Raw genomic sequence first — 15,375 nt, 5'->3', positions numbered from 1 at the left:
TGATGATAGCTTCATGTTGATCGAGAAACTAAAATCCCGTGCTGCCCCGCTACGCGCGCGGATGTCCGCTATTACGCTGGAAAATATTCAGCGCCATCTGGTAAAGATTGTCATTGTTATTCCAATGGCTGTGTTGTTGATATATCTCATTATTTTTAGTCAGCCACGCTATATGAGCGAATCCAAGGTTGCGATTAAGCGCTCTGATGACCTTAATAGCGCGAGCCTCAGCGTGGGTTTACTGCTGGGTTCTTCAAGCGGCGATTCATCCGGAGATGCGCTCTATTTGAAAGAGTACATCAACTCGCCAGACATGCTGGCTGCACTCGACAAGCAGCTCCACTTCCATGAAGCCTTCAGCCACAGTGGTTTAGATTTTCTTAACCATCTTGGCAAAGACGACACCGCTGAACGCTTCCTTCAGTACTACCTGAGCCGCATTACCGTCTCTTACGATGACAAAACTGGCCTGCTGGATATCCAGACTCAGGGCTTCACTCCGGCGTTCGCGCAGCAGTTTAACCAGGCTGTGCTAAAAGAGTCTGAACGCTTCATTAACGAAATGTCGCATAAGATTGCGCGCGAGCAGCTCACCTTCGCCGAAGGGGAGATGGATAAAGCACGCCAGCGCCTCAATGCCAGCCAGGCACAGCTGCTTGCCTACCAGAACCACAACAACGTGCTCGACCCGGAAGCCTCCGCGATGGCGGCGAACACGCTGGTGAATACCCTGGTGGGACAAAAAATCCAGATGGAAGCCGACCTGCGTAACCTGCTGACCTATCTGCGTGATGATGCCCCGCAGGTGATCAGCGCGAAGAATGCCATCAAGTCTCTGGAAGCGCAGATTGAAAACGAGAAGGGCAAACTTACCGCACCGGAAGGCCGCAAGCTCAACAGCATGGCGGTGGATTTCGACCAGATTAAATCCCAGGTGGCGTTTGATACTGAAGTTTATAAGTTAGCACTCACTTCAGTTGAGAAGACCCGTGTTGAAGCGCTGCGCAAGCTGAAAGTGCTGTCGGTGATTAGCTCACCGCAACTGCCGCAAGAATCGACGTACCCGAACAAACCTTATCTGATCGCCTGCTGGCTGCTGGTGTGCTGCCTGCTATTTGGATCGCTGAAATTGCTGATTGCCGTCATTGAAGACCATCGCGATTAATGCGCCCGTAGAACAACATAAGAGTTAGCCATGAAATACGTAAAATCTTTAGTCTTTCTCCTTGCCGTGCAGGCGGCGCAAGCGGGTGCGGCAGTAGGGATTAATGCCGACCCGGAACTGACGGGTGCAGCACCTTTGCCGGGTATCCTCAGCGGCCAACAGCAAACCACCAACGACAGCAGTGGTTTTGATAACACGCCTGCGCCGTCAGCGCCGGTCATGCCAAGCCGCATGTTTGGTGCCCAACTGTTTAACGGCAACAGCGCGGACAGCGGCGCGACAGTCGGGTTTAACCCAGGCTATGTGATCAACCCTGGCGACACTATTCAGATCCGCCTGTGGGGCGCATTTACCTATGACGGCGCAATGGCGGTGGACCCGAAAGGCAACATCTTCCTGCCAAACGTTGGCCCGGTAAAAGTGGCGGGAACCAGCAACGGCAACCTTAACGCGCTGGTGACGGCCAAAGTGAAAGAGGTCTATCAGGCCAACGTCAGCGTTTACGCCTCGCTGTTACAGGCACAGCCAGTAAAAGTGTATGTCACCGGCTTTGTCCGTAACCCTGGCCTGTATGGCGGCATCACCTCTGATTCACTGCTGAACTACCTGATTAAAGCGGGTGGGGTTGATCCGGATCGCGGCAGCTATGTGGATATCACTATCAAGCGTGGCAACCGCACCCGTGCCTCCGTCAACCTGTATGACTTCCTGCTGGATGGCAAATTAGGCCTGTCACAGTTCGCCGATGGCGACACCATCGTGGTTGGCCCACGTCAGCACACCTTTAGCGTGCAGGGTGATGTGTTTAACAGCTATGACTTTGAATTCCGCGATAGCGCCATTCCGGTGACGGAAGCACTGAGCTGGGCCAGACCTAAACCGGGTGCCACTAACATCACCATCATGAGGCAGCAAGGGACGGTGAAGCGTAGTGAGTACTACCCAATCGGCTCTGCACCAGGTCGCATGTTGCAGGATGGCGATACGCTGGTGGTCAGCTCTGATCGCTACGCAGGCACTATTCAGGTACGTATTGAAGGGGCGCACTCTGGCGAACACGCCATGATCTTGCCGTACGGTTCGACGATGCGTCAGGTTCTGGCTCAGATCCGCCCTAACAGCATGTCGCAAATGAACGCCATTCAGCTTTATCGCCAGTCTGTGGCCCAGCGTCAGAAAGAGATGCTGAACCTGTCACTGCAAAAACTGGAAGAGGCTTCGCTCTCTGCGCAGTCATCGACGAAAGAAGAAGCCAGCCTGCGTATGCAAGAAGCACAGCTAGTGAGTCGCTTTGTAGCTAAAGCACGACAGGCAGTTCCGCGCGGCCAGGTGGTGTTAGATCAAAGCAACCTTGACAGTGTTCTGCTGGAAGATGGTGATGTGGTCAGCATCCCAGAGAAGACTTCACTGGTAATGGTTCACGGCGAAGTGCTGTTCCCGAACGCGGTATCCTGGGAGAAAGGCCTCAGCCCGAACGACTACATCAAGAAATGTGGTGGCCTGACGCAGAAAGCCAGCAACAGCAAAGTGATTGTGATCCGCCAGAACGGCGAATCTGAAGATGCAGAAGATGTGAAAACCCTGCAACCAGGCGATGAGCTGATGGTTCTGCCGAAGTACGACTCGAAGAACATCGAAGTGACGCGCGGTATCTCGACCATCCTCTACCAGTTGGCGGTGGGTGCAAAAGTAATTCTGTCTCTGTAAGGACGAGTAATATGATTGGCGTTTTCTCACCAGGCATTTGGCGTATCCCGCATCTGGAGCAGTTTTTGGCGCAGCCGTGCCGCAAACTCTCCCCATTGCAGGCGGTGCCGGATGAGATAAACGCGGTGGCGGTATGGGGCCATCGTCCTAGCGCGCGTAAACCGGTACAGCTGGCTGAACAGGCCGGTAAAACGGTGATCCGGCTAGAAGATGGCTTTATCCGCTCACTGGATTTAGGCGTTAACGGTGCGCCACCGCTCTCGATGGTGGTGGATACGCAGGGCATCTATTACGATGCCAGCCAGCCGAGTTCGCTGGAGCTATTGATCAAAGATCAGGCTGGAAATCAGGCTCTGGCTGCGCAAGCGCAGGAAGCGATGCAGATCATCGTCAGCGAAGATTTATCCAAATATAACCAGGCCGCGCCGTTTATTGCGGATGCGCCGCAAGACGTTCTGCCCGTGTTGGTTATCGATCAAACCTTTGGCGATATGTCGGTGACTTACGGCAATGCTGGCCCGGCTGATTTCGCCGCGATGATTGAGGCCGCACTGCAAGATAACCCAGATGCGCCGGTGTGGGTGAAAGTCCACCCGGATGTATTGCAGGGCAAGAAAGCCGGTTATTACGCAGAGCTGCAAAGCGTCGACCGCGTAAGGTTGTTTGCTGAAGATGTTAGCCCACAGTCGCTGTTGCGCCACGTTGGGCGCGTCTATGCCATGACTTCGCAATACGGTTTTGAAGCGCTGATGGCGGGGAAACCAGTGGTGTGTTTTGGTCAGCCCTGGTATGCCGGATGGGGATTGACGGATGACCGTCATCCGCAGGCGGCGCAATTAAGCGCACGCCGTGGATCAGCGACATTGGCCACACTGTTTGCGGCGGCGTACTTGCGTTACAGCCGCTACATCCACCCACAAACCGGGCAAGCGGCTACGCTGTTCGATGTGCTGCATGGGTTAGCGCTACAGCGCCGCCATTACCAGGCGCGGCAGGGATCACTCTGGGCACCTGGCCTGACGCTGTGGAAATCCACCATCCTCAAGCCATTCCTGAAAACCGGTAAAAACCGGCTGGCCTTCAGCCGCAGCGGTAAAGGGGCAACGGCGTGTGTAGTGTGGGGAACGCGGGGCGAACAGCGCTGGAATGCGCAGGCTCAGGCGCGTCAGCTGCCGGTGTGGCGCATGGAGGATGGTTTCCTACGCTCTTCCGGACTGGGCTCTGACTTACTGCCACCGCTGTCGCTGGTGTTGGACAAACGCGGCATCTATTACGATGCTACGCGTCCGAGCGACCTTGAAGTGCTGCTCAACCACAGCCAGCTCAGCCTGGCACAGCAGCAGCGGGCGGAAAAATTACAGCAGCAGCTCGTCAGCAGCAAGCTGAGTAAATACAACCTTGGTGCAGACTTCACGCTGCCAGAAGCAGCGCTTGGTAAACGCGTGCTGTTGGTTCCGGGGCAGGTAGAAGATGACGCGTCGATTCAGACCGGCACGCTCAGCATCAACACTAACCTTGGTTTGCTGAGCGCGGTACGTGAGCGTAATCCACAGGCGTTTATCATCTACAAACCGCATCCGGATGTGCTTACCGGCAACCGCAAAGGCCACATTGCTGCGCAGGATGTTGAAAAACTTGCTAATTATCAGGCGCTGGATGCCGATATTATTCAGTGCATCCAGGTGGCGGACGAACTGCACACCATGACCTCACTCTCGGGCTTTGAAGCACTGATGCATGGGAAGCAGGTTCACTGCTACGGGATGCCATTCTACGCCGGCTGGGGACTGACGCAGGATGAACACCACAGCGAACGCCGCCAACGGCAGCTAGGTCTAACGGATCTGGTGTATCAGGCTTTGATTGCCTATCCGACTTATATTCACCCGCTGCGCCTTGAGGCGATGGCGGTGGAGGAAGCGGCGGAGATATTGATTGGTGCACCGCGCGGTAAAATGTTTATTCAGAAAAAGAAAGCATGGATAGCAGTAAGGTATTACAGGAAGTTGAAGATGTTTATGAAGGTCAGGTTTGGCTAGCATCAGTTAGCTGGTTAATATTTTTATCCACTGGGTAGCTATGAACAGTAACGCTTTAAGCACATTGTTAGCAGGAAAAAAATATCTGTTATTGCAGGGGCCGATGGGCCCGTTCTTTAATGATATTGCCGAGTGGCTGGAATTACATGAACGTGAAGCCATCAATGTAGTATTTAACGGTGGCGATCGTTTTTACTGTCGCCAGCGTAAATACCTGCCTTACATGCAGACGCCAAAAGAGTTTCCGGCGTGGCTGCGGGATGCGCATAAAGAGTATGACTTCGATACCATTCTCTGCTTTGGTGACTGCCGTCCGTTACATCAGGCAGCCAAACGCTGGGCGCAGGCTAAAGGCGTACGTTTCCTTGCCTTCGAAGAGGGCTACTTAAGGCCGCACTTTATTACGGTGGAAGAGGGCGGCGTTAACGCCTTCTCCTCGCTGCCACGCGATCCTGAGTTTTACCGTCGCTTGCCGGAACTGCCGCCGATGCAGGTAGAAAACCTCAAGCCCTCAGCGAAAAAGCGCATCGGCCATGCGATGTGGTATTACGCGCTAGGCTGGCGTTACCGCCATGAGTTTCATCACTATCGACACCATAAATCATTCTCGCCGTGGTATGAGGCGAAGTGCTGGGTGCGTGCCTGGTGGCGTAAAGAGCTGTACGGCTTTAAGCAGCGTAACGTGTTGGATAAGCTGAAAACCGAACTGGACCAGCGTTACTACCTGGCGATTTTGCAGGTGTACAACGACAGCCAGATTCGCAATCACAGCCCTTACAAAGATGTGCGTGATTACATCAACGATGTGATGTTCTCATTTGCGCGCAAAGCGCCGGAAGGCAGCCATCTGGTGATTAAGCATCACCCGATGGATCGCGGCCATCGCCTGTACGGCCCATTAATCAAAAAACTAAGCAAAGAGTTTGGGATTGTGGGTAGGGTGATCTACGTGCATGACCTGCCAATGCCGGATCTGCTGACCCATGCGAAGGCGGTAGTGACGATTAACAGTACGGCGGGGATCTCAGCGCTGATTCACAATAAGCCACTGAAAGTGATGGGAAATGCCCTGTACGACATCAAAGGACTGACGTATCAGGGCCATTTACACCAGTTCTGGCAGGCAGACTTCAAGCCAGATATGCGGCTGTTTAAGAAGTTTAGAAGCTATCTGCTGGAGAATACGCAGGTGAATGCGGTTTATTATGGACAAAATTACAATTTGCAAGGAGTCCCATCAAAAAACCATGGCGAAATATATCTTAATCAAGAAAATCTATCTTGAGATATATGTGTCATAGGTAATCAAAACACCTTCTTTTGGAACTAATTCAGGATATTTTCGGTCAAGATATATATATATAGCAGAGATTAAATTGCGATCTGGGTCAAAAAAAACCCCCTCATTTTCAATTCGGCTATAGGGTTTTAACCAGGGTTTCTTGTCAAAGAAATCGCTCGGAGACGATACATTATCTTGAATTAATTTACCATTAATATCGAAAACCCTATACCCGGGATAGGTGTTTAATGTTTGGGGTTTTCCTAATTGATAATAAGCGCCGTAGCCGCTAATGAAAAAGTTTTCACCTAAACTCAATCCTTGGCGTTTATTATACTGCTTAGCATCATGTGTTGCAAAGTCAGTAATGAAACCAGAATACTCAAGCGGTTGTTCTATTTCTTTGATAACATTGAACTTCTCGTCTAAGAGAACTAGCTTATTCCTTGGATTCTGTATTGACATGTTGCCGTCATTTGCTTCAACAAGCCATTTGTCTTTGTAATGAGCAAATTCATTGAATAGACCAACATTAACCTCACTATTTTTGTGAAGTTGTTGGCCTTCGAAATTTCGCTCAAGATCATAAAATTGTATTTTTCCTTGATTGCTACCAGCAACTAAACTTTCAACTCCTGAAGGAGATTTCGCAATAACCAAACCTTCACCACCTACACCCCGCCCACCATTAGAAATCAAGGCATAGCCAGAAAACTTTCTGTCTTTATCATATTTTACTACGACATTTGTCTTTTGTTTCGGCTCGAAAATGTATTGAATGTACAGGTCATTACTCTTCGATATTGTAAAAGAACTTGGGTAAATATATTTAGCTTTTGGATACTGCTGAATAAGTGTTTGATAGCCATCAAATTGCAGTGGTAACTTATCATAATGCTCATTATGAGTATTGCTGGCATAAGACATAACGGGGTTTAGTGCTGCTATGCTTATAATGGCCAGGCAGGCCCGTAGGCCTGCTGTTAAGTTTGGCAATTTAAACAAAGAGAATGTGTTCATTTTTGCTCCTGATACCCAAAAGTGTCATGTTGATAAGGGTAGTTATAGCATGAATACTGTTTGGTGCAACATCAGGATGAGATTTGATGTTATCATTTAGACTATTAAGAATTAAAACTTTCTCGCTAAGTCCTTTAAATAACTCATTGATTGCATTGTATTGTTCTGACGATTCAGATGTTATTATTTTCACTTCTGGAATTTCATTCTCACTAATGGATTCTAATAATCGAGTGAATTTTCCTTTTTTTTTCTCGGGGAAAACACCTTCAATCATATAGAAATCATTTAATTTATTGATGTAATGCTCATCATCTAGAATCGGATCTACACAAATACTTTTATAATTACCAATAATACCATGGTATAAGGAACCTGTTGCACCTTTTGATTCGCCATATAAAATAACATTTTCAGCATCAATGTTATATTCATGACAAACATCAGAAATTAAAGATTGTATATTACTTTCATTTTCTGGAAGGCCAATTGAATTCAGATAAAAAGAACCGCAAATGCCGCCTATATCAGCAACTCTGAGTATGGATACATTATCGCCGACATGTTTATCTATGTTAGAAAAACTTGTTGGGAAGTAACGAGCTAAACTTGAACTATGTGGATCTGGCGGAGTTTGCGAAAACACTACTAATAATTTTTTATTAAAAGCCTGTTTTGCTGGGGAGTATTGGTAGACTAAACCATTTTTATCAATTAAATATTCATTGTTTATTATGGGTTGCCATAAGTTAGCAAGTGTAGATTTATGAACAAAAGAAGATATTCCATCACGCAATACATAAAGGAAGTAATTTTCATTTGCCAGCAACACTAGTTTACTCTTTATATCTTTATTTTTCCTTGAGAGTGAAATGATATTTTCTTTCACTCCCCCCTTAAGGGAGGAATGATTAACGTGAATATACTTAAAATTACCGGTAGAAACTAAAAATTTTAGCTCTTCTTTTGGAATGTCAGAATCAATTTTTAATACGACAGATGACATGTAGTGCCTTAATGAGATATTAGGTTGTAAAACATTTTCATTGCGCTGTTTTGGTAGCTATTTATGTCAAATCCTTTTGCGTTAACTTTTTTATCGGCAGCCGCTGTTAAACCTTTTAATACACCATCTACAGAATTTTCAACGAGCATGCCATACTCGCCTTTGAGGACGCCACGATTACCAACTATGTCTGTTGCAACTATAGGCTTATCTAATATTAAAGCTTCAAAGAGCACCATAGGTTGCCCTTCATGATTTGACGATAATACAAAACAATCGGATTTTAGGAGGTAAGGGAATGGGTTAGATTTTCTTCCCAAAAGATAAACATCATTGCTTAAGCCGAGGCTAACTATTTCTGAACTAATCTCACTATGTAATGGCCCATCACCCAAAATTATTAGCTGTATATCCGCTTTGATTTTTTTAAGTTGCGAGAATGCATGAAGTAATTTTATATGATCTTTTTCAGGTGAAAGCCTACCTAGATTAACAAAGGTAAATTTACCATTGTTGAATAAGTTTTCCTCCTCGATAGGTTCACTAGACGACTCCAATACATATTTTGGATTTTGTAGATTGTCTGAGAAAACAAATTTTTTCTCATGAACAATATACTTGTCGGCTAAGGTTGATTTATTCAGTATGCTAGTAGCTTCTGAAACAGAAACAACTTTGTCGAAGTCAGGGTATAAATTAAAAACACCTTCGAGATAAGGATACTTTTCTTTATTTTCAGACAGCATGTCATTGTGCTGATAAATTATTTTTTTAGTGTGACCATTGTTTATAGACGCAAAAAGTGAAGCCCATTTTTTATTATAACCTTCAAAATGGATAACTGCATCAGGAATTGAGTGGCCTAATACACGAGTAAACTCTCGTTGATAAGCTGAAATATACAATTTCTTCATTTCACTGCTTGAAAATGATTTGTAAACATCAAACTTATTTGCTAGCCATTTTTCTTCTGGGTCTAAAATCAGGCCTCCATCCCAGCCAACAATTTGAACGTTATGGTTTATTTTAGACAGCATGAACTGCCTGTCTTCATGATTTTTTATCGATGAAACATCAACTACTAATGTTACCTTATAGCCATCATAATCTATATGGTCAAGAAGATTTATTACTGAAGTAGCAATTCCATTAGGGAAGAAAGGACCTGCATAAATGACAAGCGACTTCTTATCATGTGTATGCGTAATGTCATCTGGTGTTTTTCCTAAGAAAAATAAATCTACGACGCGTTTAGTTGATTGTCCATCTTCTTTGGCAATAAACTTATCAGTGTTGTTTTTAGAGCTAACTAGTATCTCACTACTAAGAGCGTTATTAATCTCAAAATCTAGTTCTTCAATGTTAAAGCTCACAACTCCTGGCAGCTCATCAATTGATAAATAAAGTCCTCTTTCATTTTTGTATTCTTCAAGATCATGCATGTAATAGATTACCGGCTTACCTAGCGGCATAAAATCAAAAGCAATGCTAGAGTAATCAGTAATAAGAATATCTACGGCTGAAAGTAATACGTTAGTATCAATTGATGGGGGAACTATGACTGCCGGCAAGTTTAGATCTGCAATTATGTCTTCTATCATATGATGGCCACGGAAGGCGACTACAACACCTGGGCGACACATCTTAGTTAGGTCATCGATTAATTGCTTAGTATTAAAGCTTGCTTTACCATGAAGTCCTCGCCAAGTAGGTGCGTAAAGGACTAATTTTGAACCAGTTGATACATTCAACTTCTTCCTTATAGCTGAAATCTCTGAGCTGGTTGCATTTAATGTAAGGTCAACTCTTGGATAACCAGTAGCGGAAACAATCGCTGATGTTAAATTTGACACATCATATCTATCAAGAATAATCTCATTAGTATAGTCGTTTTGACTAATGATATGGCTGGCTTGTAAAAAGTTTCTACTAACATTGGTATGAGAAAGATAGCTATCTTTGATATCCTTACCCAAAAACTTCATTGGAGTGCCATGCCATGTGTTTAAATACTTTTGGTCAGGCTTTCTAATGTAATACCACGGGAATGAGACATTATTAATCACATACTTAGCAGAGCAAAGATAGCGCAAGTAAGCATTTGACTCTCGTTGTATTATAATTACATTTTTCTTTCTTTTAACAAAGTCAGGGGTTTTTGTGTCTTTTCCAATAACCCAAACAAATTTAAAAGAACTGAAGTTCTTGTGATTATAAATACTTTTGAAAATAGCATATGGATTGCAACTTATTGATGCACCATGGAAACTTTCAAATAGAATAACATCATTTTTTATTTTCAAACGATCATAATATTCTAAATATGTCGTTTGCAATTTTAAACTGGCATTAGATTCATATTCATCTAAAGGAACACCATAAGGTTTAGTGAGTGTTTTGTACTCAATAAAAGCTTCACATGCATCATTGTAATTTTTTAGTTTAGTTCTGACACAGCCAAGGCGGAAGAACCAATATGCTTTATGGTTATTTGTTCTTTCAATAGCTGACATGTAGTATTGCTCAGCCATAGTAAACTCATTGAGTAATTCAAAATCAATCGCACGTTGATAAAACTCTTCAGCAGTCCATGGGTTTGAAGAGAAATTTTTATGAGATAAATCTTTTTTACTTACGTCAATATTATCTTCCATCATCATGAAAGCATAACATGCTCTGTCATGAAGACCTGTTTTGTGTAACGTATAACCAAGTCGATAGAAAATGTGTTTATTTAATTTTGTACTCGAACGCGCTGACATTTCATAATGCTTTGCGGCATCGGCATAGCGATGGTCTTTTTCAAGAACAAATGCTGTTCGGAAGTATGATGCAGAATCACCCGGTTTGGCCGAGTTAGCTTTATGATATGCAAGAAACGCCTTTTTCCACTGATAAGAACGATCATATGCTAAGCCTAATGTGTAATGATATGCAGCATCCTTTCCTTTGCTAATGCTCTCCAAAGCACTAACGGTTTCTGGCCATAACCCACGTTTTTGATGGAAAACTGCCGGACCATACTTTTTTACATCTTTATTATTAGATAGTTTTAATGCTTTATTGTAGGAGGCAAGTGCATTTTCTTTATCTCCGAATTTTTCATAAGAAAAACCTAGCCGATAAAACCAGTCTGCATTATCAGGATTGATTTTTGTTGCTGTATTTAATGCTATAATCGCTTTATCATATGAAGTCATTTTTTCATATGCAAAACCAAGCCAAGAGTAGAGTTCAGCATCAGTAAAATTTAAGGATGCGGCTTTCTCAAGTGACTCAAGCTCTTGCCACCATTTTTTTTGAATGTGTTGGCTTCTAGCTAGTGATTTATAATATTGATAATTATTTTTTTCTAATTCGATCGATCGTTTGAAAAACATTTCTGCCATAGCTGGTCGTGTAAAACCATCGAGGAGTAACCCAGCTTTATATAGTGCATCCCCATCATTAATTAGCGATTCAAAAACTGAATGAAAGACGTCATTGGCTGCATCTTTATTACCGGTGTTTTCTAAAGCAATAGCATAACGGAATTGCCATCTAGAATTTTCTGGGCTGCGTTTCACTGCATGTTGGAGTTGTACAGCAGCATCATCCCATTTCTTCAACTTAGAGTATGCAAATCCCAGTAAATAATTTGCTTTAGGATTTTTAGTTGTACTTTTCCCAAGTGACTTCTCTAGAAAATAGGCTGTTTTTTTCCAGTCTTTCTTGTATTGATGTATTTTTGATTGGCCGTAATAATAATAAGATAGCATAATTTCCTCGTGCTGCTATTAAACTAAATTTGTTTTCAAGTAGTTAGAAAACTTTTTAATATTAATTTGATTCCCTTCAAGATATGCCATGGCAAGCTGCTTATAAGCATGAATGTTCATTTCATCTTGATTCATGATAATTGCGTTAGGCGTATCAAATGCTGAATCGAAATCTTTTTTTGGTGTCTTCCAGTCGCCATAATTTTCTGTGAGATATAAATTATGGTCTTCAGGTATTTTAAAAATGTCGCCTAAGAATCCGTGGTCAATAAGTCTAAAGGGAGTGTTATTCCATTTAAGCTTTACGCCACCATGCCAATAGTTAGATTCTTCTTTGTAATGATAGAATATATCTATTGCAACTTGATTAACATGCTTTATTCTTAGAACATGTTCAGATCTTATTGCTTGCATTTCAAATAAACCTGAATTGGTTATTATTTTTTCAACTTCCTTAGGTGGTGTTTCTCTCCAAATACCTATGTCTATATCTTTATCATGGCCGAGAAGAGTATTTTCTCTAATGCAGCCTAAAAGTGTGCCGCTAACCAAAAAAAACTCAATATGATGTGTTTGCAAGACTCTTTTTAAATCCAGAAGTGCCTCGCTGGCATCATTAATATTTAGTTTTTTATTTTTTGGCGAAGAGTAAACACAACGTTTATCAATGATGCTTTGAATAACATCGCGCCAAATTGACTCGGCAAATGCATATTCTTTTGCTCTCAGTGCACCAGTTGCTATGTAACCGTTAAGTTCAAAATGATAAGAAGGGATAGTTTGCTTATTTACGTGTAATTGCCAAAGCTCATGAAGTTTCGCAAAATCATCCTTTGTATTTACTTGATTGGCTAAGAGGAGCCAGGTTTTTAATCTATTCGAATGAGTTAAAACACCTTCTAAGACTTCCCAAGATTCTTCACTATTATTTATTCTATAATAGCAATCAGAAAGAATGTAGTGACTGTCAAGGAAACTAAAGTTTTTAACTAAATTAATTTTTATTACCTCAATGGCTTTGTCATATATCCCATTGAGGTGTAAGGATTTAGCTAAGTAGAAGTGTATAACTGGATTTTTAAATTTAACAAGAAATTTGAAATTCCTTGCTATCTCCTTCGAATAACCTCTTTTAATCAATGTGCTGAGCACATAGCTAAAAAAGAAACTAGAAATTTTGCTATTCCCAATTTTTTTAGACTCTAAATGTGCCCTTTTTATTCTGCTTTTTATTTTTAACATATTAAGCGGCAACGTTATCCTCTCGTGCTTTAATTTCAGCAATTAATTCAGTTGTAGAAATACCCTCGGTTCTAGGAAGGTATTCAACTTCACACAGCTCTTTAAATATATCAAAACGGCCTTCCCAATCATTACCCATGATCAGAATGTCAGCACCAAATTTCTTGATATATTCGCCCTTAAGTTCAAGTGACTCTTCAATGAATACTTCATCAACAAACTGAAGGCTTGAAATGATCTCAGCACGGTCGGCTTCACTGTAAACAGGGTAACGCTGCTTTTTACTAAAGTTTAAAGCATCTGACGAAACGCCTACAATCAGCCTGTCTCCGTGGGCTTTTGCTCTTCTTAAGATATTAATATGGCCGATGTGCAGCACGTCAAAGGTCCCAAAAGTAATTACTGTACGCATATCCTATGTCCTTTTGATTAACTGAGGTTTTCGTTAGTTTTATAATAATCGAGGGCTACTTCAACATCATCAAAGTAGCTGATTTCATTATTTTTTCCTATGTATAGTGCTACATCACAAAACTCTTTCAACGAGTTAAGGCTGTGTGAAACCATTAAAAAACTGGCTTCAGCATGGCGTTCTTTAAAAATATCTGAACACTTCTTTTTAAACCGTGCATCACCCACCGCAGTGACTTCATCCACTAGGTAGTAATCGAACTTAAATGCCATGCTCAGACCAAAGCCTAAGCGAGACTTCATACCCGAGGAGTAGGTCTTAATCGGCATATCGAAGTATTTGCCCAGTTCAGCAAACTCCTCCACATAGGCGACTTTGTCTTTCAGTTCGTCTTTCTTGGCATAGAGGCGCGCAACGAACTTCACGTTCTCACGTCCGGTAAGGCTGCCTTGGAAGCCACCAGAGAGTCCTACCGGCCAGGAGATGGTCTTATCTGTGGTGATGCTACCGCTGTCTGGGCGGTCGATACCGCCAATCATGCGGAGCAGGGTCGATTTTCCTGCACCATTACGCCCCACCAGCGCCACGCTTTTACCACTCGGTAACTCAATATTCAGGTCTTTGAATACATAATGCCGGCCAGCTGGCGTACGGTAAGACTTAGTCAGGTTCTCAATCTTTATCATGAGGTTAGCATCGCCTCCTCACGGGTGCGGTACAGCGCCAGGCCGACAAATACGGTGACTAAAGTACTCAATGCCAGATAAGTTAGGCTGACCCCTTCACTCGCATAGCCGGGCATAACGGCTTCACGGCTTAGCTCAACGGCATGCACTAATGGGTTCCACAACAGATACGGCCAGTAGTCGGTGGGAATCGAGTGCAGTGGGAACATAATGCAGGAGATAAAGTAGAGAGGTTTCAGCAGAATCGGCAGAAACTTTTGTGTTTCCGCATAGGTTTTGCCGACTACCATAAAGATCAGTCCAACACCGCAAGAGAACAACACTAACAGTGTCCAAGTACAGATCAGCTGTACCAAGTTTGTTATAGAGAAGTATTCTCCTGCCATCCACACTATCAGCATTAATACGACATAAACGGCGGCATAAATCGCAGTTTCAAGTATTGCACGGGCGATAATGGTATCTATCGGTTTTACCGGGCGGTAGTTAAACAGGCCTTGGTTAGCTTCAATCGCATCAACAGAACGGGTGCTTATATTACTAAAAATAAAGTATGGGATGATGCCGTTAAGCAAAAATACCGGGAAGGAAATATCAGGCATGGTGCGATGCATAATAAAGCCAAAGATCGCTAACATAACAAGCAAGTGCGCGGATGGCTCAAGCACCGCCCAAAAGTAACCAAGGCGAAACTTTCCAAACCGTGTCTTTATTTCCCTTAAAAACAGTGCCTTAATGGCAGCCTGCTGCACTTCTAAACCGCTTCTGGCCATGATGAACTCAAACAGGTGGGTGAATTAAAGCGATGCTACCGCCCTTGGCTTTACAGCAACCAATGGGCTGAACCGCTAATCAGAAATTTTAGGGGGGATTGTCAGGATGTTCAGGATGGTTTTATTGCACAATAAATAATCAACCATTCATCATTTCAGTGCATTGAGCGCTGAAATAAATATGAGAAAAACTCACCTTCTGCTTACGAAAGGCAGAACATTTATGAAAGATTTTAAATGCGAATGTAGAATCCTGAAAAACTGTACAATTTTACTACCAATTAT

General features: G+C 43.4%; 11 protein-coding genes. 4 read left to right on the top strand and 7 right to left on the bottom strand.

Going from position 1 to position 15,375, the window contains the following annotated elements; genetic code table 11:
• Positions 1 to 16 precede the first annotated feature (16 nt).
• Genes F3J40_RS06155 through F3J40_RS06140 form a run of 4 tightly spaced genes read left to right on the top strand, consistent with a single transcriptional unit; the run spans position 17 to position 6,196 of the window.
• A complete protein-coding gene (locus tag F3J40_RS06155; RefSeq protein WP_370659857.1) occupies positions 17 to 1,165 on the top strand; it encodes a capsule biosynthesis protein in 1,149 nt (382 codons plus the stop codon).
• 30 nt (positions 1,166 to 1,195) lie between these two features.
• Positions 1,196 to 2,872, top strand: coding sequence for a polysaccharide biosynthesis/export family protein (locus tag F3J40_RS06150; RefSeq protein WP_167013011.1), 1,677 nt, complete (start codon positions 1,196 to 1,198; stop codon positions 2,870 to 2,872).
• A gap of 11 nt (positions 2,873 to 2,883) precedes the next feature.
• Complete coding sequence (locus tag F3J40_RS06145) at positions 2,884 to 4,911, top strand: capsule polysaccharide biogenesis protein (RefSeq protein WP_167013010.1); 2,028 nt, start codon at positions 2,884 to 2,886, stop codon at positions 4,909 to 4,911.
• 40 nt (positions 4,912 to 4,951) lie between these two features.
• Positions 4,952 to 6,196, top strand: a complete 1,245-nt coding sequence (locus F3J40_RS06140; protein WP_167013009.1) for a capsule polysaccharide biogenesis protein — start codon at positions 4,952 to 4,954, stop codon at positions 6,194 to 6,196.
• Here the strand turns inward: F3J40_RS06140 and F3J40_RS06135 are convergent.
• From F3J40_RS06135 to F3J40_RS06105, 7 genes are read right to left on the bottom strand one after another with little or no spacing between them, the layout of a single operon-like run.
• Positions 6,188 to 7,213, bottom strand: a complete 1,026-nt coding sequence (locus F3J40_RS06135) for a hypothetical protein (protein WP_167013008.1) — start codon at positions 7,211 to 7,213, stop codon at positions 6,188 to 6,190. The two genes, F3J40_RS06140 and F3J40_RS06135, sit on opposite strands and share 9 nt — an antisense overlap.
• Positions 7,191 to 8,219 (bottom strand): XcbB/CpsF family capsular polysaccharide biosynthesis protein, encoded by a 1,029-nt coding sequence (locus F3J40_RS06130; RefSeq protein WP_167013007.1) that lies wholly within the window; start codon positions 8,217 to 8,219, stop codon positions 7,191 to 7,193. The genes F3J40_RS06135 and F3J40_RS06130 overlap by 23 nt, the downstream gene beginning before the upstream one ends.
• An 8-nt stretch (positions 8,220 to 8,227) precedes the next feature.
• The gene (locus F3J40_RS06125) at positions 8,228 to 11,977 is read right to left on the bottom strand and encodes a CDP-glycerol glycerophosphotransferase family protein (RefSeq protein ID WP_167013006.1); all 3,750 of its coding nucleotides are present in this window, start codon (positions 11,975 to 11,977) and stop codon (positions 8,228 to 8,230) included.
• Positions 11,978 to 11,995: 18 nt separating this feature from the next.
• Positions 11,996 to 13,231 carry a tetratricopeptide repeat protein gene (locus F3J40_RS06120; RefSeq protein WP_167013005.1) on the bottom strand — a complete coding sequence of 412 codons (1,236 nt, stop codon included), beginning with the start codon at positions 13,229 to 13,231 and terminating at the stop codon, positions 11,996 to 11,998.
• A complete protein-coding gene (locus F3J40_RS06115) occupies positions 13,221 to 13,631 on the bottom strand; it encodes an FAD synthase family protein (protein WP_167013004.1) in 411 nt (136 codons plus the stop codon). Before F3J40_RS06115 ends, F3J40_RS06120 begins: the two co-directional genes overlap by 11 nt.
• A 17-nt stretch (positions 13,632 to 13,648) precedes the next feature.
• Positions 13,649 to 14,317 carry an ABC transporter ATP-binding protein gene (locus F3J40_RS06110; RefSeq protein ID WP_167013003.1) on the bottom strand — a complete coding sequence of 223 codons (669 nt, stop codon included), beginning with the start codon at positions 14,315 to 14,317 and terminating at the stop codon, positions 13,649 to 13,651.
• Positions 14,314 to 15,090 (bottom strand): ABC transporter permease, encoded by a 777-nt coding sequence (locus F3J40_RS06105; protein ID WP_167013002.1) that lies wholly within the window; start codon positions 15,088 to 15,090, stop codon positions 14,314 to 14,316. The genes F3J40_RS06110 and F3J40_RS06105 overlap by 4 nt, the downstream gene beginning before the upstream one ends.
• Positions 15,091 to 15,375: the final 285 nt, after the last annotated feature.

Origin of the sequence: Candidatus Pantoea multigeneris (genome assembly GCF_011752615.1) — a bacterium.
Lineage (GTDB): Bacteria > Pseudomonadota > Gammaproteobacteria > Enterobacterales > Enterobacteriaceae > Pantoea > Pantoea multigeneris.
Note: the sequence above shows the minus strand (reverse complement) of the source record. Positions and strands in the feature narration are given on the sequence as shown.

Coding starts and splice junctions, on each gene's coding strand:
- F3J40_RS06150 (WP_167013011.1), top strand. CDS start 1,196: ATGAAATACGTAAAATCTTTAGTCTTTCTCCTTGCCGTGCAGGCGGCG.
- F3J40_RS06145 (WP_167013010.1), top strand. CDS start 2,884: ATGATTGGCGTTTTCTCACCAGGCATTTGGCGTATCCCGCATCTGGAG.
- F3J40_RS06140 (WP_167013009.1), top strand. CDS start 4,952: ATGAACAGTAACGCTTTAAGCACATTGTTAGCAGGAAAAAAATATCTG.
- F3J40_RS06135 (WP_167013008.1), bottom strand. CDS start 7,213: ATGAACACATTCTCTTTGTTTAAATTGCCAAACTTAACAGCAGGCCTA.
- F3J40_RS06130 (WP_167013007.1), bottom strand. CDS start 8,219: ATGTCATCTGTCGTATTAAAAATTGATTCTGACATTCCAAAAGAAGAG.
- F3J40_RS06125 (WP_167013006.1), bottom strand. CDS start 11,977: ATGCTATCTTATTATTATTACGGCCAATCAAAAATACATCAATACAAG.
- F3J40_RS06115 (WP_167013004.1), bottom strand. CDS start 13,631: ATGCGTACAGTAATTACTTTTGGGACCTTTGACGTGCTGCACATCGGC.
- F3J40_RS06110 (WP_167013003.1), bottom strand. CDS start 14,317: ATGATAAAGATTGAGAACCTGACTAAGTCTTACCGTACGCCAGCTGGC.
- F3J40_RS06105 (WP_167013002.1), bottom strand. CDS start 15,090: ATGGCCAGAAGCGGTTTAGAAGTGCAGCAGGCTGCCATTAAGGCACTG.